Genomic DNA, 20,030 nt, shown 5'->3' on the forward strand with positions numbered 1-20,030 from the left:
TTTGACGTTATTCAATCTGTTCGATCGAAACTGATCCCCACCCCATATAATTTGCTAAGTGTCCGTATCCAGCATATAAATTTAACGCCAGTGCTAAAATGCTGATAAGCCAAATTAATTTATAGTATGAATTACAGCGCTTATTTCTGACAAATACGAACATACACACAATAATGCCCACTGGAAATATGAACGATGCTAGCGCTGAAAGACCAATTAAAACCAGACTTTCATCTTTTCCCAGCGTATTTCGTAAAAGTTGGAGCTTCTGTTTCTTGCTGGCAATATCTTCATTATTATGTTCAATTTTTTTCTTCAACTTTTCATTCTCATCGAGTAGCTCTCCAATAGAAACTTCATAAAGTTGGCTCAGTAGAATTAAGTTGTCGTAGTCAGGGTAGCCTCGGTCATTTTCCCATTTTGAAATAGATTGTCTTGAAACATTAAGCTTTTCAGCTACAAACACTTGTGAGAATCCTTTGTTTTCCCGATGTGACTTAAGTTTTTCCCCGAGTTCCATCATTAAATACACCTACTTATTATTTTACAACCAGTTTACCATTTGAAATAGTCGTCGTCACGCTCGCATTAGAAGTCATTGTTCCAATCTTGTGTTTGAAGTTACAGATAGCTCTTGATGAATTGCTACTCAAAGAACTTGAAGTAATACTCCCTTGATAAGTGGTCATATTTAAATTAGTTGCAGCTGTAAATTGTTTGTTCGAGTTGACAGTCACATTGTACGATACTAACCAATTACCCGTGCTTTTTTTCGAGACTTTGTATGTCCCTTTACCTACCCTAGTACCGGATGAAATATTTTCAATCATTAGTTCAATAGTTTCTCCCGAGTCATCTATATACGATGACTCGCTTCTAATAGTTGTTGAATCAAGGTCAAATACTAACTCCTCATTTTCGTGCGCAAGTCCCGTTGCTGGAAAAAAAAGAATACCTACTCCTAATATAAATAACGTAAATATTTTTTTCATTTCGTTCTCCTATTCTAAATTTTTCTCTTAGTATACATTGTAATAATGGTATTTATAAGTATCGTTCTATTTACACTACGTAAACTTCAGGTTTACATCCCTTCGTAAACCTGAAATGTAAACAGATTAGTCCTTTAAAGTAAATAGATATGTGTCATTATGAAAATGTAAATGGAAAAGGAGTGTGAATGATGAGAAAGAGAATATTTAAAAATAAAAAAACACCATTATTATTTGCCATACTTTCAACAGTTGCATTATCCATAATTATTTTTTTAGTTTTGCCCGGCCTCTTATTAACTAATCCTAAGTCCGAAGAAACTCAAACTATTGTTTTCGAAAACACCATAAGTTATGGATTACGTGATAGTAATGGTCAGATAGTTGATGTAGGTACACAAATAAACCAAAGTGGCTCATCTTCATTTTCAGGGGATCTTGAAATTATCCAAGATATGGAGGGACAATACCTTTATTACTTAAACATATTAAAGGACTTGCATGAAATTCCCTATGAAGTTAATGGAGAAGAAGTTACTTCGGCAAACATATTTTCATTGACCAATAAACAGAAAATAAATATAGACCTTTCAATAGACAATATTTCTGAGGGAAACGAACTAATGATTTTACTTTTTAAATATCCGAAATCGAACGACTCGATGACCTTAGAAAGAAGTTTAGAATACTCAGTTATGGGACTAAGATTCAATTTGACTAACAACAGTACCTATCCTCAGTCCATTAAATTTCTTAATGATAATGATACGAACGATTACAACGCCAGAATTTCAATGGTAAATGTTCAATCTTCAAATGAAGCGATCCTCGAACTTGAAAAAAGATCTAATGACAGTGTGGAGCTTCTTTTGGGACAAACTAGTAATGAGAACAGCAGACACTCAATTCTTCCCTTTATAAATGGCTCTCTCATAGAAAAAAATGAACTGCCTCCAAACACCGTGTATGAAATCTCTGATAATAAATTGTATAGGATTCCGATTAAAATTCCCGTCACAAAAAAAGAAAACAGTATTTTTCAATTAGTTGATGTTCTGTCGCCATATCAAATGGACGATGGGATATATTCTATTACTGAAATTGATTTCTCAAATCCTGTACTCATAAAAAATAGTAAGTAGGTGGAAAAATATGAAAAAAACAGCAAATCTCGTAAATAACTTAATTTTCGCATATTTCGTATATTGTATATACGTCATAATCTCGCCAATAGTTGTTCCGTTTATTTTCCAGTTATTGTTAGCAAAAGAGGTTCCTCTGGATACAGTAAATCACAGTTTCTCTTTCGTGAAAGCAGTATTATTTATTGTTTTCATCTTGAAGGGTAACTTTGAAAATAAAAAGAAAGAAGGTCATCACAATGAAAAAAGCACTATATAAAATGGGGGTACTGGGTCTCTTACCACTTACAACACTACCAGGTTTTGCATACGCCTCTGAAGAAGGTGGAAATATTCAAGAAGATCCAATTTTAGAAGAAATAGTCATCTCGAATAGTGATTCTAGCTCCATGACAGATGGGGTTTCACGGTCTTCCATCAAATGTACTACGACTGCTACAATCCATTACACACTCGCTCCAATAAGTGCAGCGTCCTCTGCAACTGGAGAAGCGGCTAAAATGATGGACAGTATCTTTGTACGATCACGGCTCTACAATTCAAACGGTGTACTGAAAAATGATAAGTCTTCTACTAAAACAAAAACAGCGTATAATTCTGTTAAAACAAATCATGCCCCAGTAAGTGTGTCAAAAAACTATACCTATGCAAATTCAACATTTAAGAAATCAGGTTATTCAACGGTCACTCATGAAGTTAGAGCGAATCAGTAAAGGAGAATCAATAATGAAAAGAAAAATTATACTTTTTACATTCTTGCTAAGCATCTTAGGATTCAATGTCTCGACGACAGCCCTTGCAAGCGAACAAGGAAATCTACTTGAAGTTGTTGACTCAAACGAAGCAACAATGTCGAATGCACTCACACGCTCTTCTATTTCAGTAAAAGGAAATCTATCAAAATCTAATCTAGTTTTTGTGGCTACTTCAACTGCTAGTCAAACACAAGATTCTATCTGGTCGAAATGTGAGTCTTATACATCTGGAAAAAAACTCATAAACAGCGATCAGAATACAGTAAAAAATAGCAAATATGGAAGCGCACAAGCAACGTTTGGTATACTGCACACTAGCCCTAAATCTTTAGGGTATCATCAGTTTAAAAAATCAGGCTACAACACTGTAACATTAACAACAAAATATAATTGGTAAAATGAGAATTCTTTTAATTCAATCACTGAATTAAAAGCATTTTTTGTGAGTATGGAAAATAAGAAATTCTATTTTCAAACTATATCTGTATAGTTACTTACAATAAAAAATAACCATCACTATGAGCAAGGTATCAAATACTATTAAGTATCTGACCACATCCAAGGTTTGTCCAAATACTCATAAATCTAAATTTTCATTGAACAATGATTTAGTTACGAGTTTATGAACACAAAAATAGAGTGACACATATAAATTATTGTATCTAAAAAGAGTGTCCAGAAATTCGTCACTTTCTTAACACTCTTTGTCGAAAAATTAAGAAGATCAAAAGCTATTAAATTTCTGCCCATCACATAGCTGTTAAAAAAATCATGAACTGAAATTCTTATAAACACCTTTTTTAATTGTTGTTTTTTGTATATCTTTTCAGATGTTTTGCTGTGTATGAATCTTCTAACGTTAATAAGTCTATTGGGTACCCTTGAAACAATACTTTACCTCCAAAGTTCCCCCCGCCAGGTCCCATTTCGATAAGCCATTGAGCCTGACTAATTATTTTGAGATTGTGCTCTAGAACAATCAATGTATTTCCTTTTTGCAAAAGTTTATTTAACAATAATAACAACTTGTCAATATCCGCCTCATGAAGGCCGGTAGATGGTTCATCTAATATTAGACAGTTAGAAGTATCTTGAGCAATTATTTTTGCTATCTTTAAACGCTGAAGTTCTCCACCAGAAAATGTATCTAGCGACTGCCCCAACTTCATATACTCTAGATGAACATCCATGAGAATTTGCATCGTTCTGATCAATAAGCGATCATCAAACAAATCTACTGCTTTTCGAACTGATAATTGTAAAATATCGTAAATAGTGAAACCATGCCATAAAATAGATAAGGCTTCATCGTTATATCTTTTTCCTCGGCATTTCTCACAAACTTGCTCTGCATCCCCCATAAAAGCCAAATCCATTTTTATCACTCCTTTGCCTTTGCACAGAGGACATGCTCCTTTACCGTTATAGCTGAAAAGAGAGGCACTTTTACCAGAACATTGCGCGTAGATGCTCCGAATTTTATCAAAGACATTTAGATACGTGAGAACATTTGAGCGAATGTTGCCATTTATCTGACTCTGGTCTAATATACTTGCTTCAGGATATTTTTTTTTAAAAAGATAGCGAATGAGTGTGCTCTTCCCAGAACCAGCGACTCCGGTTACAACCGTTAATGCTTGTTTTGGCAACACCACAGAAGCGTTTACAACATTGTGCAAACTAACCTCATTTAATTCGTAATAGGAAGAAAATTGTTGTCTTTGTGTATTAACGTTCAACTGATCTGCCAACGCTCTTCCAGTGATGGTGTTCGACTTCAGTAGTTCATCATAGGTTCCTTCAAAGGTGATTTTTCCACCGCTATCCCCGGATCCTGGACCGATCTCAATGATATGGTCTGCAATTTGTATAATATCCGGATCATGGTCAACAAGAACAACAGTATTTCCTTTATCTTTTAACCCCCTAATTATCTTTGCTATTTTTTGAATATCTTCTGGATGGAGTCCAATACTAGGCTCATCAAAAATGTATAGAATATCACTAAGTGCACTGTTAAGATGTTTAACCATTTTTATTCTTTGAGATTCTCCACCAGATAATGTTGCTGTTGGACGGTTAAGAAACAAATAGCCTAGGCCAACCTCCTCCAAACTCTGTAGTTTCTTACTTAAATCTTTCAAAATCACCTGAACAGCAGAAGAATGAATCTCTTTAATAAATTTGTTTAGTTCAGGAATAGGCATCCTCACACAGTCTGCGATCGATTTTCCATTTATCTTTGCAGAGCGAACGAGTTTACTTACTCTAGTGCCTTGACAATTGGGACATTCTTTCACTTGCAGAATGTGATTTAATGGTGCACTATATTGCGTGCTTTCTTTTTCGATAAAATTTTTGGTAATTCTGGGAATGATCCCTTCATAACGTGCAGTTTTTGGCCATTTATTCGTAGGATTACTTGGAGTGCTGCCGAGATCATTTAGTAAACGGTCCAATTCTTCTGCTAGGTAATCTTTAATTTTTTTATTGTTATCGAAATTACCAGATTCTGTATACCTAGACAGGCGCCATCCTCCCGGTTGAAAAGTAGGAAATTGAATAGCTCCCTCTGATAAAGATTTGTCAAAATCGATTAACTTATCGACATCAATCTCTTTGACCTCACCTAATCCCTTACAAACTTCACACATGCCCTTGGGATTATTAAACGAATAATTCATAGAATATCCAATAAAAGGGGTTGCAACCCTCGAGAATAGCAGCCTTAAACTTGAATATATATCTGTTACAGTTCCAACTGTGGAACGTGCATTTCCTCCTAGTTTCTTCTGATTAATCACAATAGACACTGGTAGATTTTCTATTTTATCAACGATTGGTTGAGAATAGTGAGGTAGTAGCTGTTGGATATAACTCGAATAGGTCTCGTTTAGTAATCGTTGGGATCCAGCTGCTAAGGTATCAAATACCAAAGAAGATTTTCCCGAGCCTGAAACACCTGTTACGACAGTTACTTGATACTTAGAAAGTTTCAAAGAAAGATTTTTTAAATTGTTTGTTTTAGCTCCTTCGATAGAAATGAGATCATTCATCATACCTCAGCCTTTCCGTTTTAAGCGCTTCTAAATATTTCTTTGCTAGTTCAGCGAACTGCTCTTTTTCCTTCCGATTAAAAACTGCATTTGCGATTTCAGATAAGTGCGTATGTCCATTATCAATAGTTGTTAATAAATGACTTCCCTCTATTGTCAAAAAAGTGAGTAGTTCTCGACCATCTGCATCATTGGGTTTCTGTTGAATATAATTCATTAATTTTAGCTCTTTTAACGCCTTTGAAAGTTTTGTCCTACTAATTCCTAGCAAAACACTCATTTTTGACGGGCGCATCTCAGTTTCAGAATTTAGAATATTTAAAATATCATATTGAAGCCAACTAATTGTTTTAGGATTTAGTCTGGTTCTTTCCGCCACCAATTCACATTGTAAGTTTACTAATACCTCTTCTAAATTATTCATTGAAAACTTCCCCTCAAATTGATTTCTATTTGGAAACTATATCATTTGGGAAATCAGATGTCAAATAGGTAGTCTATCCATCTGGCGCTTATCATTGTTGTGCGTTGATTCCTGCTTAGTCAAGCAGCCTCTTTCGTAGAAAAACGACAAGTTATTGGAATGGCTAAAAAGGAGTCATGATCCAATGAATTTCTGACACTGGAAAACTTAATTATCGGAAATTCATCGGCCCAAACTAAAAATAGAGTACTCAGAAAATAGATATTTCCAAGCACTCTATGTATTAAAATTCTTTCTTTCACTATCAAAGCAAATGATTTAACTCAAACGATCAATTTGAGCAGGACATGCGTACTTGAATTCATTTGTTCAACAGGTTTCCCTCGTTAACCATGGCTGCTTTTCTTAGTGTATGATTCTAAACTAAATTCAGTTTCTTCATAAGGAACATCTTCCGCATATATGCGATTGTATCGCTGCTTAAATTTTCGAAACCCAAACACCACTAACACTTTCACGATTGCATAAAGTGGTATACCGAAAATCAACCCAAACATGCCGAAAAGTTCACCCATTATCCATAGCACAAAAATAATTGTTACTGGATGGATCACCATATGTTTTCCCATGACCTGAGGTTCGATCAGCTCCCCATTTAATAATTGAACAACGATCCAGACAATGCACAACTGAATGAACATCGTAGGAGACGTCATGATTGCAATGATTGCACAAGGGAAAAAGGCGACAACCGGTCCGATATAAGGAACGATAGCTGTTGCGCCAACAAGAAATGCTAAGCTTCCAGAAAAAGGCATGTCGATAATTAAGAAGCCAATAAAAGTCAATGTTCCTATGATCACACAAACGACTAGTTGGCCCTTTAGATAGGCGCCCACCTGATTTTCCATTGTCCGAATGATTTCTTTGACTTCATGACGTAATCTAGGGGGGAAGATACCTAAAGAATACTCTACAAATTGACGGTCATTTTTCAATAAAAAGAACGTGATGATCGGCACTGTCAATAACAACAATAGGACATGGGTAATCGTTGAAAACACTTGTGAAGCACCGAAAATAATATTGCCCAGATATACGCCCACATTATTAGAAACTTGATTTATCCAATTCGCCAGAACCTCGAGTCCCTCATGATATGCTTGTTCATATCTAGTATTTTGTATAAAAGTTTCTATTACTCGTTCAGCTTCAATCAAATAATTTGGGAAGTTTTCGATCAATCGTTCAAATTGTTGGATAAGTAACGGCAGTGCGAGGGCAGTTGACAAGATGAAGGCAGCAGTAAGTGTGCATAATGTAATAATAATACTCAGTACTTTTGAAAGTCCTAGCCCTACCAAAAACTTTACAACTGGTTTAAGTACAAAATATAAAACGAGCGTCATAGTTAACGGAGGAAGAACCACCTGAAATACTTTAACTACTGGCTCAATCAAAAAGGTAAGATTTTTGAACAGCAATAGTGTTGCGCCACCTATAAACAGGACCGCTAAGATGTATAAGAGTGTAGCCCCACCCAACATTTGTATCACTTTATGTTTCTTTTTCATTTCTTCTCCCCGTTCTTTCATTATCTAAATCAATCTTCTTTTCTTGTAAAGATTAGCTCACCCCAAATGGACCTTTTCATTCACTAATCTCCCCCACTTGAGGATTCGATGCGATTTGAAATGAAGACAACTTTTATTTAATAATCTTACCATAATTAGTCATAAAAATACCTCTAAGCTATATCTCTAGCCTAGAGGTGTTTTTCAGATTGATTAATGAGCTATCTTCTCTATATTATTTGACAAACTCCCTTTATTATTTTAGTATTTTCAGAACTTTTTATAATCATTCACAATAAATAAATTTTAATTATCAATGAAAAATCAGCCTCCAAAAAAATTATACCGTTAGCTTAAATGAACATAATAAAAAGAGCCTAATCAAAAATGAAAAACAGGTGAAACATTAATGAATCAAGAACTTTAAAGTTTGCAATTCCTTAAATGAATTATTCTTATATTTAGCGACTCCTATTTTATCTAGACATAGATTTCATTGTAGGTTTCTATACACAATATCGAATAGTATTATTAGAAATTTGATTCAAAAAGAGTGTCCAGAAACGATCATTTTCTGAACACTCTTTCTTCCTCTTATCGATTACTTCTTTTACGTTTTTTAATTGCTACAAATACGAGTGTGACTAACAAAGCTCCGACACTACTTAAAATCAGTTGTCCTTTAATCTGTTGTCCAGTTTTTGGTAAATGATTATTTGAATTACCATTGTTCTTAGGATTATGCGCTTTAGTGTTATATACGTACACCACTTCTTGTCCTGTATCACTGAAGGTGCCTGAAGCATTATCTGGGGTTTCTACTACATACCACCCTGGGATCTCTTTGGCTTCGCTTGTATATGGTAACCCTACTTTTCCGCTTAATACCGTTGGGTCTGCCAACTGATTCCCTTCGGAATCTTGATATTTCACCGTGACTGGTGCTGCATCGCTGCGTTCGTACACGTACACCACTTCTTGCCCTGTATCACTGAAGGTGCCGGAAGCATTATCTGGGGTTTCTACTACATACCACCCTGGGATTTCTTTGGCTTCGCTTGTATATGGTAACCCTACTTTTCCGCTTAATACCGTTGGGTCTGCCAACTGATTCCCTTCGGAATCTTGATATTTCACCGTGACTGGTGCTGCATCGCTGCGTTCATATACGTACACCACTTCTTGCGCTGTGTCACTGAAGGTGCCTGAAGTATTTGTCGGTGTTTGTGCTACATACCACCCTGGGATCTCTTTGGCTTCGCTTGTATATGGTAACCCTACTTTTCCGCTTAATACCGTTGGGTCTGCCAACTGATTCCCTTCGGAATCTTGATATTTCACCGTGACTGGTGCTGCATCGCTGCGTTCATATACGTACACCACTTCTTGCGCTGTGTCGCTAAACGTGCCTGAAGTATTTGTCGGTGTTTGTGCTACATACCACCCTGAGATCTCTTTGGCTTCGCTTGTATATGGTAACCCTACTTTTCCGCTTAATACCGTTGGGTCTGCCAACTGATTTCCTTCGGAATCTTGATATTTCACTGTGACTGGTGCTGCATCGCTGCGTTCATATACGTACACCACTTCTTGCGCTGTGTCACTGAAGGTGCCGGAAGCATTATCTGGGGTTTCTACTACATACCACCCTGGGATCTCTTTGGCTTCGCTTGTATATGGTAACCCTACTTTTCCGCTTAATACCGTTGGATCTGCCAACTGATTCCCTTCGGAATCTTGATATTTCACCGTGACTGGTGCTGCATCGCTGCGTTCATATACGTACACCACTTCTTGCCCTGTATCACTGAAGGTGCCTGAAGCATTATCTGGGGTTTCTACCACGTACCAACTAGGGATCTCTTTGGCTTCACTTGTGTATGGTAACCCTACTTTTCCGCTTAATACCGTTGGGTCTGCCAACTGATTCCCTTCGGAATCTTGATATTTCACTGTGACTGGTGCTGCATCGCTGCGTTCATATACGTACACCACTTCTTGCGCTGTATCACTGAAGGTGCCGGAAGCATTATCTGGGGTTTCTACTACATACCACCCTGGGATTTCTTTGGCTTCGCTTGTATATGGTAACCCTACTTTTCCGCTTAATACCGTTGGGTCTGCCAACTGATTCCCTTCGGAATCTTGATATTTCACTGTGACTGGTGCTGCATCGCTGCGTTCATATACGTACACCACTTCTTGCGCTGTGTCACTGAAGGTGCCTGAAGCATTATCTGGGGTTTCTACTACATACCACCCTGGGATCTCTTTGGCTTCGATTGTATATGGTAACCCTACTTTTCCGCTTAATACCGTTGGGTCTGCCAACTGATTCCCTTCGGAATCTTGATATTTCACCGTGACTGGTGCTGCATCGCTGCGTTCATATACGTACACCACTTCTTGCGCTGTATCACTGAAGGTTCCCGTCGGATTACCTTGAACTTCTTTTATAGTATACCCGTCTATTTCTAACTTATACTCTGGCGTTGTTGCATCAAAAGATTCACCAATATTACCGCTAATTTTTTGAGAAGGCTTCAATTCATTCCCTTCAGTATCAATATAACTCACCGTAACATCTGCAGCGGCTTCTTGATGATTGATCGAAAATTGGTGCAAATAGGTTCCTGAAGAAATGGCGTAAAAACTATATCCATCTGGTTGAGCATAGGATCCGGCAGGATTATTCAGTCGTGCGTTATACTCCATTGTTTCGATACTTTCAAATTCACTTTGAGTAACCCCAGATACAGTAATCCCATCTTCTGTAATACTTAATCTTGAGGAGGGTACCTGTACACCATTCAAATCAAAGTACGTCTGACTAGTACTATTCGATTTTGTAAAAGGAGGCTGATATCCATCAAAATTTGTTAAACGATTAGGCATAATGGAAAATGGAACAAAAAATGATTGATTATCGGGATCGTAATTTAACTCTTTTGCAGATAATGAAGTAATCGCATCATTTCTTCCTGTGTTTTGGCCATAAGCAGCTAAGTTTGATAATTTGGGAAACTCATTTATCACAGTAAAATCTGTCACGCCACAGAACTGTATTCTTAATTCTGTTAGATTTGGTAATGCAACCAGAGGTGCAATTGTCGTAATATTCATATTGGACTCGAAACTTAGCGACTCTAGTCCTTTCATATTAACTATTTTTGAAAATACAGCATCGGTTACATTTGCGGAACTAAGATTTAATCTAGTTAAATTGGCACCAAAGTTTGGTACATTATCATCCGTTACATTAGCACCCATCAAATATACATAAACTAAGTTATTTAACGAAGTGAGAACGGAAAAGTCAGTAACCTGATTTTGGCCGCTCATATAAAATGATGATAGATTTGTTGCATATTCCAAGCCTGTCAAATCAGCAATAGCGGAATCTGCAGCGTAGATATAGAGAGTCTGAAGTTTGCTCATCTGTTCCTTCGTGATTTCGGACACATCTATACCTAAAGATTTAGCAACTACGGATTGTAGTGCTGGATCCGGAAGCCAAGCTGCAAAATCTTCTTGATCATTATTTACTGCGACCTCAGATGGATTTGCAGAACTTTGACTTGTCGTCTCATTTTCAACTTGGCTATTCCCCTGATCTTCGCCAGAATATTTTGCGTTGTTAGAAGAGCTTTGCGTTGTTGTTTCTTCCGTGGATTCATTATTATCTTCTGTCGAAGTATCAGAAGATTCACTTTGCGTTGTTGAAGAATCCAGCGTTGTAATCGAATTACTCATATTTTCAGATTCTTCATTAGTTGCTTGTGCTACACTTTCTTGTTGCTCATCTGATCGAACATTCACAATGGGAACAAAAAAAGAAGGTACTATTAAACTTGCCAAAGATATGTAGGAAAAAATTTTCTTTTTCATCTGCCAACTCCATCGTGGTATTTTTTTAACCACCTATTTTTATATCTCATCTATTGTAGTAATAATGTATTCTATAGTAAATACTTTTCAAGCAAGGACAGAGTTCCTTCAACCAAAAATAATCATTATTTTTATAAGATACTTGGTATTATGTAATAATAGTTCCTCTTTGTTTTTTAACAACCCCAGAACAAAATTTAAAGAATGAAAGTTTCTATCTTTGTTAAATGATAGTTAGTGAAAGTCTTCCCGATGTGGACCAAACGTCGAAGAGATGCCCAGATTCATGATAAGATAGATCATTTCTGCATTACCTTTGACCAATTCTGCTTTTCCCGTGTCATAGTTGGTAAGTGCATAGGATTCAATAAGCACGTTTAGCTTCTCGCAATTTTTCACGTCTGTCCTCTATCGTTCGGTTAGAAATTTTATTACGTCTTCATAGGATTCCATACCTGACTTCAAAATATATTATAAAAGACTACTTTTCCTTGATTCTTTTTCCAGATCACTTTATTTTAAAAATTAGTGAATGGCTAGTTACATCATTCAATTTATATCCACATAATTCTTTATTGTAGTATGGATAATCTTGTTCTACTATTTTTAACACTTCTTCGTCTGAAAAATCAAAATCTTCAATAGTGATAATGAGTTCTCGTAATAATACTAACTTAGAATCTATTCCCATAATTATTGGAATATCAATCCAAAAATTCGCGGACGTTAATGCTTCTATCAATTCTTTTAATTTTTGAACTTGATTTTCAATATAATTTTTTATCAACGGATGTGCTTTTAACTGCTTTTCTTCAAATTGAAATTCTTTGATATATTCAGATAGATTACTGATTTCGATCATAATTTTCGTCCTTTCCAAAATGAAATCAATACTATAAGCCGGTTTCATTTATTGTTTTTCCCTAGATGAAAGCCTCTGAAAGAAGATGCTTCCTTTACAGGTGAACAATGACCTATTTGAAAATTAAAAGAAAAACGCAAGTTGTTTGTTGCGCTGAACTATACACATTAAAGTTGGTTTGAGGTCTAGTTTTTAAAAAGCAATCGTCCTCTTAATAAATAATTGATATTTCACTCGTTATCCAAATGCCAAGTACTATAAGATCTATAATCTAAGTGGATTGGAAGAACCTTTAAGTATTTGTAAATTTTTATTTATCCTTAGGTAAGAAAGCTCAATTCAATGACAATGCTTTTTTTATAGAAAATGAGTTTCTTTATTCATTTCCTACTACAGCTTATTAATTCCCCTTGAATCTATACCTCATTAATACTACCCTTCGCTTTATTTCAAAATACGAATTTGTTGATTTTTTAAACCTTCAAAATCAACAGTTGGTGATTTATACAAAATAGAAGAATTGCGTTTTTACTTTCATAATGTCCTGACTGATTAGTTGATAGAATTAAAATAATGCATTACTATTCTTTTAAATAGAGTTGAAGAATATGGTCTATTTGTTTATAGTATTTTAGAAAGTTAAGATTACTTTAATCAAATTTCAAAGTCGAAGATGATGTGTTCTACTACTCATATATCACTATAAGTTACAAAAAAGAGGAGGAATTGTTATCTCAAATAAAAAGAGAACGATTACGGAAATTGCTAATCTATTCAATATTGAACCGTCAACTATAAGGTATTGGGAAAGAAAACAACTAATTTCGTTGAGTAGAGACGAAGAGAATAACTACAGATATTTTGATGCTCATTCTATATTACAGTTAGTTGATATTACTTTTTTTAGAAACTTAGAAATTCCCATTACCGATCTAACCCTTCATTTAAATGGTGATTTGGATCAAAGAAACCAAATATTAAACAATACTCTTATTACCGTTGACAACTGGATCAAACAATTAAATGCTGTATCAAAAGTACTTAATACCAGAATAAAAGATATTGCTCATATCAATCATTGTTTAAACGGAGAGAAAAAGCTAAATTTAGGGTTTCCTTTTTCGAAGTTTGAACCCCTTGATCTCTACAAAAAAGAACACGTTTCTTCGCTATTAAATAATCCAACAAATTTTTTATTATTATTTACTGGAGATCATTTTGATACCATTACAGAAGAAATTGGCTTTATAGACATACCCAATAACACTATTTCTAAGGATCAACTTACGGAACCAAGTGAACTATACTTTGGTGGGGTGCTAACTGTTGATAGATATGACTATAATGAAAATAACTTGAATCAGTTATTGGACGATATACAAGATTCTGCCGATTACTCCAGTGTAGTCGCACAGTACATCGTCGGAGGTTTAGAAAATAATCGGCCGATTGACTACTACTTTTTTTGGCTTCTGTAACTGATCATTATCTATGAAAACAATCAAAGCAGAGGGATTAAAATGAACATTTTCTAAGTAATCGTTCCCAAAGTTTCATCATGTATGTAGTATTATTTATCGTAGGAATGATTTCCTAAACACTACACTTTTGCAATCTATTATTTCTCGATTATCAAGATATTCCTTTATAAAATGATGTTAAAACTACTACGTTACTTTAATTGCTTATTATTAAGATATTAAGGTACTATATGTTTCTATTATATTTTTTCATATTGTTAAACACCAAAACATATAGTACCGAAAAAAATCAACTTGTCTTTTCTTTCTTTTTTATTAACCAAACTATTAAGATTACGCTGCCTCCCAAAAAGCTCATTGAAGAAATTACTCCTCCTGTTTGTGGCAGACTCTTCTGAATATCTATTTCTGATGGTTGACTATCTAATTCATTTTGTTCAGAACTTACTGTCTCTTCTCTCTGATAAAATTGTACCCCCGCTTGATTCTCATAAGTAGATGCTTCTACGCTTGGCAAAGAATTTGAATAATTCATATAAAGAGAAATTATACTGAAAAAGAGTGCGATTAGTATTTTCTTCATTCGCTTCCTCCCAACGTAGGATCACCCACTAGTTCCCAAGTGATCACTGAGCGATACGTCCCATCATCCACTGGCGTATTCGCCGGCAATCTCAATTGAACGCCTGTCAAAGATCCATTCATTACTTCCCCAATTTGAATCTCTGTTGTACCATGTTCTCCTTCATATAATTCATTGGGATTGCTCATTGCCCCAACTAACTTCGGAGTGTGGCTCAATACAATGTCTTTTGACGGAACCGTTAACCCCGTATGGACCGTTTCTTGGACACTTAAATCTTTGAGTATCATCGTTGCCCCAGTCAACACTTGCTTTTCTGAATTCACAAATGGACTAGCAGAAACAAAAATGGACCATTGCGTAGTATTGCTGTAATCATCAATCGTAATGGTTGGTGCGTGTTCACCCTTGGCCGCTACCTCTTGATGGCGGCTTGATTGCTCAATGATTCCAAAATTAAAATTTCCATTCGTTACATTAGCCAGCTCCAGCCGACCTGGTTCAACCGTAAAAGGCACTTCATAATCACGTAGAATAAATTTCCCAGTACTCAAACGTTCTTCAACACGAATAATTCCGACTACTTGTCCGATTTTGGATGTATCCGGATATTCTTGAAAACCGCTAATCGAGACATGACTGGTGTCAGAAAGATCTAAATATTTTGATATGTTTGCCTCCAATTCTTTTTCAGACATTCCTAACTGAATAGTGGTAGGATTTGGGTGTGCTCGATCAAATGTCAATAGGCTGTATCCATTACTTGTCAATTCAAAATATGCACGATTATTCAAGCTATTTACTCTTTCAGATTCAGAATGGGGGGCGTCATATTTTCTGAGTCGTGTAGGTTCACGATGATAGACTTCGACAATATCGCCAACTTTAGCATTTGTCTCCCCAAAACCGTTCCCAAAGTCAGAAACAGCTGAAGCAATCGTTTGAGTTCCTCTTACATCATACGAATAGGTCAACGTATCAGTGCCTATGACACGCCGCGTGTTATCACCTAAATCATGTATGCTAAAGTTATAATAAATACCAGAAAAATTGTTGTGTACATTTCCTGTCGTGCTTGTCGTTCCTCTTCGAGCAGTGATAATTCCAATGTCGGAATGCCAAGTGTAGATCCCAGCACTATAGTCATTAAACCCACTGAATCTTATGGCGTTTCCGAAAGTAACTGTAATTGGTATCTCGAGTATTAATTGTTGACTAGTTCTGTTGTGGTTTAATACTACAGAAGCACTGGTTGTTGTTCCGACAATACTCGTATCTGGAGATTTATTTATATTAAGGGTATACTCATCACTTGATAACAAGCCTCCATTAAGCGAAACATTGGTTATGGCCTGGGTAAGCTGACTTTCCGTCAATCGACCACCTAAATCAATTGTTTGAGGCACAACTTCTGCTGTCAATGCACTCTTCGCATAAACATAGGTCACTTCGATGACTCTTCCTAAAATATAGTTTCCAGAAGCTTCACCTCTGATTTCTAGAAGATAAAATTCGTCCAAATTTAAAGCCTCTGTTGTATATTCCGCCCCTGGCATCCCAAGATTTGACTCAGCATCACCTATCTCCTTTCCAGACTCATCAATATGAGTTACATTGAGTATTCCCCCCAAGGCCATTAAACGTGTACTGGATGTCACATCCGGTTCTCTTCTAACCGTATCGCCACGCATATTTACGACAAATATTCCGAAAGTAAGTTCCCCAAAATCGAAATATCCTCCTAAACCGTCAAAGATAATATCTACAGGCGCATGTTTATTAACAAAACCAAAAATTTCAAGAGTAATCCAACCATTTCCTGGAGAACTATCTGCTCTCGTTCGAAAATCTACATAATCAGACCTAATGTCCGTAAAAAAGGCAGCACTGATATCATTTCCATGCGCATCAACCGCTCGAACACTAAATCTTGAAAACTGATTACTGATTCCATAAACACGTGCCACATTGTACGCTCCGGGATTCACTCCGTTAAACGCAGTCGTAAGTTCCATATTAATAGTAGCGATTAGAATTGGTTCATCTATGTGCCAATCACTTATTGTGCTAGTGACAATGCTAGTTAATCTTTGATTTCTTTGCAATTGATCTTCAATAACTCCCTCGACAGTATCTTCAATTGATGACTCTTCCAGATTTTTTGCACTTGTTTGATCAGAGGATCCATCTGATTCTGTCTCCGATTCTTCTCCCTGCTGCTCCTGATTATTACTAGTTTCTTGGATCTCTTCTTCGTAATCAGATTCACTCGTAGACTCTTCGATCACAGTGGCCACAACGATCGCGGGAAATAAAAAATGAGTTGATAGAACTAGGCTCAACACAAAAACAAGTAAGACTTTTTTCATTGGACTATCCCTTTCTCTTTGGTTTCTGTACTGGAGAATAGGGGACATCCCCTTATTCTCCAGATGCGTTTGTTGGATCCGCGACCAACTCCCAAACTAGTGCAGTTGAGTAAGCCGTATCATTTTTTGTGGTATTGGCTGGAATACGTAAGACAACGCCATCAGTCTGTCCTTCTGCATTCGCATTCCCCAGAGCTAGTGTCCATGCACCGGCACCCTGTGAAGCATTGGCGGTTGCCAAAGTTTGTGCGGCTTCTCCTAATACAATCTCGTTTTGATTCGCAATGGGCGTAGCTGATGTGGGATTCACATAACGCAGACCACTCAAGGTGATCGTTGCTCCTTGCAGCTCATGTCCGCTTGCATCACTCAATTGTTTAGGCTGTGAAACTTGCAGCTCCCAGCCTAATCGATCACTCCCACGACGATCTTCTGTTGCGACAAATGGTACCCGTCCTTCTTCTGATGTACCAGAAAATACATGGTCCAATCGTGCCTCTTGAACGATTTCACTTGAAATATTCGGAATCTTACCAAAATCAAAGTTTGAAACATAATTGATTCTTAGTCGGCCTGGGTGGGGGTTAACTGGTACTTCAGGATCTACTTCTTCTCCTGGATTTTCTGGATCTGGAATCACCGGATTAGATGAATCATTTTCTAAAATAATCACCGTTCCCTCTGTCCTTGCGTTCGTCGCATCCTCATACTCTACTTCTGCTGCCTGACTAATTAATGTACCTAGTCCCATACTTCCCGCTAAAAGTGCTGCTGCTATTGTGATTGTTGTTTTCTTCATTGTTCATCCTCCAATTTTTTTGTTTTTTCTTTGTTTTGTTCGTACGTGTTGCTTTCTTATTCTCCTTTATTCTCAATTGATTTAGTATTTTTCCCCTTCCGGTTTCAGCTGGATGAACACTATAAACCAGCATTTTTTTAGAGCGATTCAGCCTTCTTTCTCCCATTAATTCTAATCCATCTGCCAATAATCAGGAGAATAAGAAGTCCAATTCCCCCTAAAATCAGATAAGATAGATAAGGCGTCCTCTCATCAATATTCACTGCACTTTGGTTTAACTGGCGGGCTTCTGACGCGGCAATCGTGAAATTTTCTTCAAAATGATACTCCTTCCCATCTGCTTTTACCCTCATTTTAAGAACATAGTCCCCAGCCTTTATGGGTCGTTCCCCCGTTGGTATACCAAAATTAAAATTAGAATTGGGCGCCATGCGAAGATCGTAGACATCGTACGTATAAATCGCTGCTTCCCCCCCTTTTTCAGTCACAGTAGATTCAACACTCATATTGCGAACAATCGATGCTGCACTATTTTGAATGTTAGCTTCAATAAAGTTTCGATAATTTCTTTGTCCTGTTGTAATGTCTTGTAAATGCAAGTCATTTTCAACTGTTTCCCCGTCTTTTTTGTTTAACAAAATACCAACGGTGTACGCAACTTCATGAACTACTGTTTGTTCGCTTATATTTTTAACTTCTTCCGTAAACCGAATCCCTCCGAGAATGTCTCCCGCCCAGTCTTCTTCTGGGAATAAAACTACTACTTTCATGGTGACAAAACCTAACGCTGGAATCGTACGTTTTGCTTCGTCAATCTTGACCAATTGATCCATTCGATGCGTTAATGAATCATCGTACGTGTCTTCTGCCAAATAACCAGGGATACCATTTTCATTGGTGGAAGCGGGATTCACCGCAGCTTTTACCGTAATTGCTACATCAGACGCATTATAAATCCTAATAGAAACTTCACGTTTTTCTCCCGGCAGACCGTCGAAATGGTAATAGCCTTGCGCATTTACATTTCCATCCTCATCTAACGTTTGAATCGAAAAATTATTCACCTCATCTGCATAGCCTGTTTGATAAAAAAAACCAAGACTTAGGATTACCGTAAATAGAATCCATCGGATTGCGTGTTTCTTTCGTTCTTTCTTTGTTTTCAATATAATTTCCTCATTTCATAAAAGTGAGATAGTTCATTATTAAATATTTAATTCACAAATTAATATACGGGTTAAACCAGGTTTAAGGTCAATGCCTTTTTTTCAAAAAAAAACTACAAAATAAAAAAAATTCAAAAACAGACTTGTAAATGCTGATTTATTAGGCGTTTTCAGGAAAATAAATTAAAATGATTTTTCTTAATTTTTATAAATTAGCATTTATAATAATCAACAGTCTTATTATTTCCTTTCCCACTTGAAATATATTGAACAATTGATTTAATAAACTCAGCTCTATAGAATCCTTCTCTCTTAACACGTACAATGTACTTTCTGATTGCTTTCAATATCAACTTCTAGCAATCCGTCAAAAATAATCCGAGCGCTCGCCACTTTTTTCTAGAGGATCTTTTTGATTTACCGATAGGTTGAATGATAATCCCATCTTTCATTACGTTTGTTGAATTTTGTTCAAAAAACAATACAAAATACGCAACAGTAGTTACGTATTGTTACATATGTTCTTTCCGCAACAATTAAAGTGTCTCTATTTCTATAAACTTTCTTTTTAAATGAACAATATTTTGTATATCAATAGACACAAAACGAAAGCTACGTGCTTCAATTGTCATAAAAAAAGAGGGTCCAGAAACTAGTCATTTTCTGAACACTCTTTTAATAGTTTCATAATGCACATTCCATTATCCGAAATTTATTTTTGCGCAACATATTTAGCTGCCAATAATGATTTGTATATTTCATTCGGCAAAAAATCCATGGAGTATACTCTACTGTTCTCTGAAATAATACCTTTTTGATCTAGTTATTGAATTACTTAAGGAGTTATGAAATAAGTAACTAAAAAGGATCAAAACCTTTTAAGTTTCTGTTCACTTTTGATGAGCTGTTCTAATACTCACAAATCTGATTTTTAAGTGA

At 36.2% G+C, this 20,030-nt stretch carries 16 protein-coding genes; 4 read left to right on the forward strand and 12 right to left on the reverse strand.

The window, feature by feature from the left end; all coding sequences use genetic code 11:
* Nucleotides 1–7: 7 nt before the first annotated feature.
* Together IGJ42_RS15805 and IGJ42_RS15810 are read right to left on the reverse strand one after the other, a co-directional pair.
* Nucleotides 8–523, reverse strand: coding sequence for a helix-turn-helix domain-containing protein (locus IGJ42_RS15805; protein WP_218568917.1), 516 nt, complete (start codon nucleotides 521–523; stop codon nucleotides 8–10).
* Nucleotides 524–539: 16 nt separating this feature from the next.
* On the reverse strand, nucleotides 540–992 hold the full coding sequence (locus IGJ42_RS15810; RefSeq protein WP_086372435.1) for a DUF5626 family protein: 453 nt from the start codon (nucleotides 990–992) through the stop codon (nucleotides 540–542).
* 191 nt (nucleotides 993–1,183) lie between these two features.
* Between IGJ42_RS15810 and IGJ42_RS15815 the strand changes: the two genes are divergently transcribed.
* The 3 genes from IGJ42_RS15815 to IGJ42_RS15825 all read left to right on the forward strand — a co-directional run bounded on the left by IGJ42_RS15815 (nucleotide 1,184) and on the right by IGJ42_RS15825 (nucleotide 3,286).
* On the forward strand, nucleotides 1,184–2,134 hold the full coding sequence (locus tag IGJ42_RS15815) for a hypothetical protein (RefSeq protein WP_086332761.1): 951 nt from the start codon (nucleotides 1,184–1,186) through the stop codon (nucleotides 2,132–2,134).
* A 239-nt stretch (nucleotides 2,135–2,373) separates the two neighbouring features.
* A complete protein-coding gene (locus IGJ42_RS15820) occupies nucleotides 2,374–2,847 on the forward strand; it encodes a hypothetical protein (RefSeq protein WP_086298851.1) in 474 nt (157 codons plus the stop codon).
* A 13-nt stretch (nucleotides 2,848–2,860) separates the two neighbouring features.
* Nucleotides 2,861–3,286: a hypothetical protein gene (locus IGJ42_RS15825; protein WP_086372436.1), complete on the forward strand. Its 426-nt coding sequence runs from the start codon at nucleotides 2,861–2,863 to the stop codon at nucleotides 3,284–3,286.
* 403 nt (nucleotides 3,287–3,689) lie between these two features.
* Here the strand turns inward: IGJ42_RS15825 and IGJ42_RS15830 are convergent, their stop codons facing one another.
* The 6 genes from IGJ42_RS15830 to IGJ42_RS15855 form a co-directional block, all read right to left on the reverse strand.
* A complete protein-coding gene (locus tag IGJ42_RS15830) occupies nucleotides 3,690–5,945 on the reverse strand; it encodes an ATP-binding cassette domain-containing protein (RefSeq protein ID WP_430616157.1) in 2,256 nt (751 codons plus the stop codon).
* Nucleotides 5,938–6,369 carry a MarR family winged helix-turn-helix transcriptional regulator gene (locus tag IGJ42_RS15835; protein WP_016612169.1) on the reverse strand — a complete coding sequence of 144 codons (432 nt, stop codon included), beginning with the start codon at nucleotides 6,367–6,369 and terminating at the stop codon, nucleotides 5,938–5,940. Before IGJ42_RS15835 ends, IGJ42_RS15830 begins: the two co-directional genes overlap by 8 nt.
* Nucleotides 6,370–6,755: 386 nt before the next feature.
* A complete protein-coding gene (locus IGJ42_RS15840; RefSeq protein WP_034872249.1) occupies nucleotides 6,756–7,943 on the reverse strand; it encodes an AI-2E family transporter in 1,188 nt (395 codons plus the stop codon).
* Nucleotides 7,944–8,537: 594 nt separating this feature from the next.
* Entirely contained in the window at nucleotides 8,538–11,831 is a 3,294-nt protein-coding gene (locus IGJ42_RS15845; protein ID WP_429946506.1) for a MucBP domain-containing protein, read from the reverse strand.
* Between the two features lie 234 nt (nucleotides 11,832–12,065).
* Nucleotides 12,066–12,230, reverse strand: coding sequence for an N-acetylmuramoyl-L-alanine amidase (locus IGJ42_RS15850; protein ID WP_223347136.1), 165 nt, complete (start codon nucleotides 12,228–12,230; stop codon nucleotides 12,066–12,068).
* A gap of 109 nt (nucleotides 12,231–12,339) precedes the next feature.
* The gene (locus IGJ42_RS15855) at nucleotides 12,340–12,693 is read right to left on the reverse strand and encodes a DUF7006 family protein (RefSeq protein WP_008381652.1); all 354 of its coding nucleotides are present in this window, start codon (nucleotides 12,691–12,693) and stop codon (nucleotides 12,340–12,342) included.
* A 761-nt stretch (nucleotides 12,694–13,454) separates the two neighbouring features.
* Between IGJ42_RS15855 and IGJ42_RS15860 the strand changes: the two genes are divergently transcribed.
* Entirely contained in the window at nucleotides 13,455–14,171 is a 717-nt protein-coding gene (locus IGJ42_RS15860; protein ID WP_429947042.1) for a MerR family transcriptional regulator, read from the forward strand.
* Nucleotides 14,172–14,463: 292 nt separating this feature from the next.
* On the opposite strand, the gene IGJ42_RS15865 is transcribed toward IGJ42_RS15860, so the two are convergent.
* The 4 genes from IGJ42_RS15865 to IGJ42_RS15880 all read right to left on the reverse strand — a co-directional run bounded on the left by IGJ42_RS15865 (nucleotide 14,464) and on the right by IGJ42_RS15880 (nucleotide 19,091).
* Nucleotides 14,464–14,757, reverse strand: coding sequence for an LPXTG cell wall anchor domain-containing protein (locus IGJ42_RS15865; RefSeq protein WP_008381647.1), 294 nt, complete (start codon nucleotides 14,755–14,757; stop codon nucleotides 14,464–14,466).
* Nucleotides 14,754–17,126, reverse strand: coding sequence for a WxL domain-containing protein (locus tag IGJ42_RS15870; protein ID WP_223347137.1), 2,373 nt, complete (start codon nucleotides 17,124–17,126; stop codon nucleotides 14,754–14,756). Before IGJ42_RS15870 ends, IGJ42_RS15865 begins: the two co-directional genes overlap by 4 nt.
* A gap of 52 nt (nucleotides 17,127–17,178) precedes the next feature.
* Nucleotides 17,179–17,925 (reverse strand): WxL domain-containing protein, encoded by a 747-nt coding sequence (locus IGJ42_RS15875; protein WP_008381643.1) that lies wholly within the window; start codon nucleotides 17,923–17,925, stop codon nucleotides 17,179–17,181.
* A gap of 137 nt (nucleotides 17,926–18,062) precedes the next feature.
* Complete coding sequence (locus IGJ42_RS15880; RefSeq protein ID WP_429946868.1) at nucleotides 18,063–19,091, reverse strand: DUF916 and DUF3324 domain-containing protein; 1,029 nt, start codon at nucleotides 19,089–19,091, stop codon at nucleotides 18,063–18,065.
* Between the last annotated feature and the right edge of the window lie 939 nt (nucleotides 19,092–20,030).

The sequence above is a fragment of the Enterococcus sp. DIV1067f genome, assembly GCF_050543505.1.
In the GTDB taxonomy this organism is placed as follows: domain Bacteria; phylum Bacillota; class Bacilli; order Lactobacillales; family Enterococcaceae; genus Enterococcus_D; species Enterococcus_D entomosocium.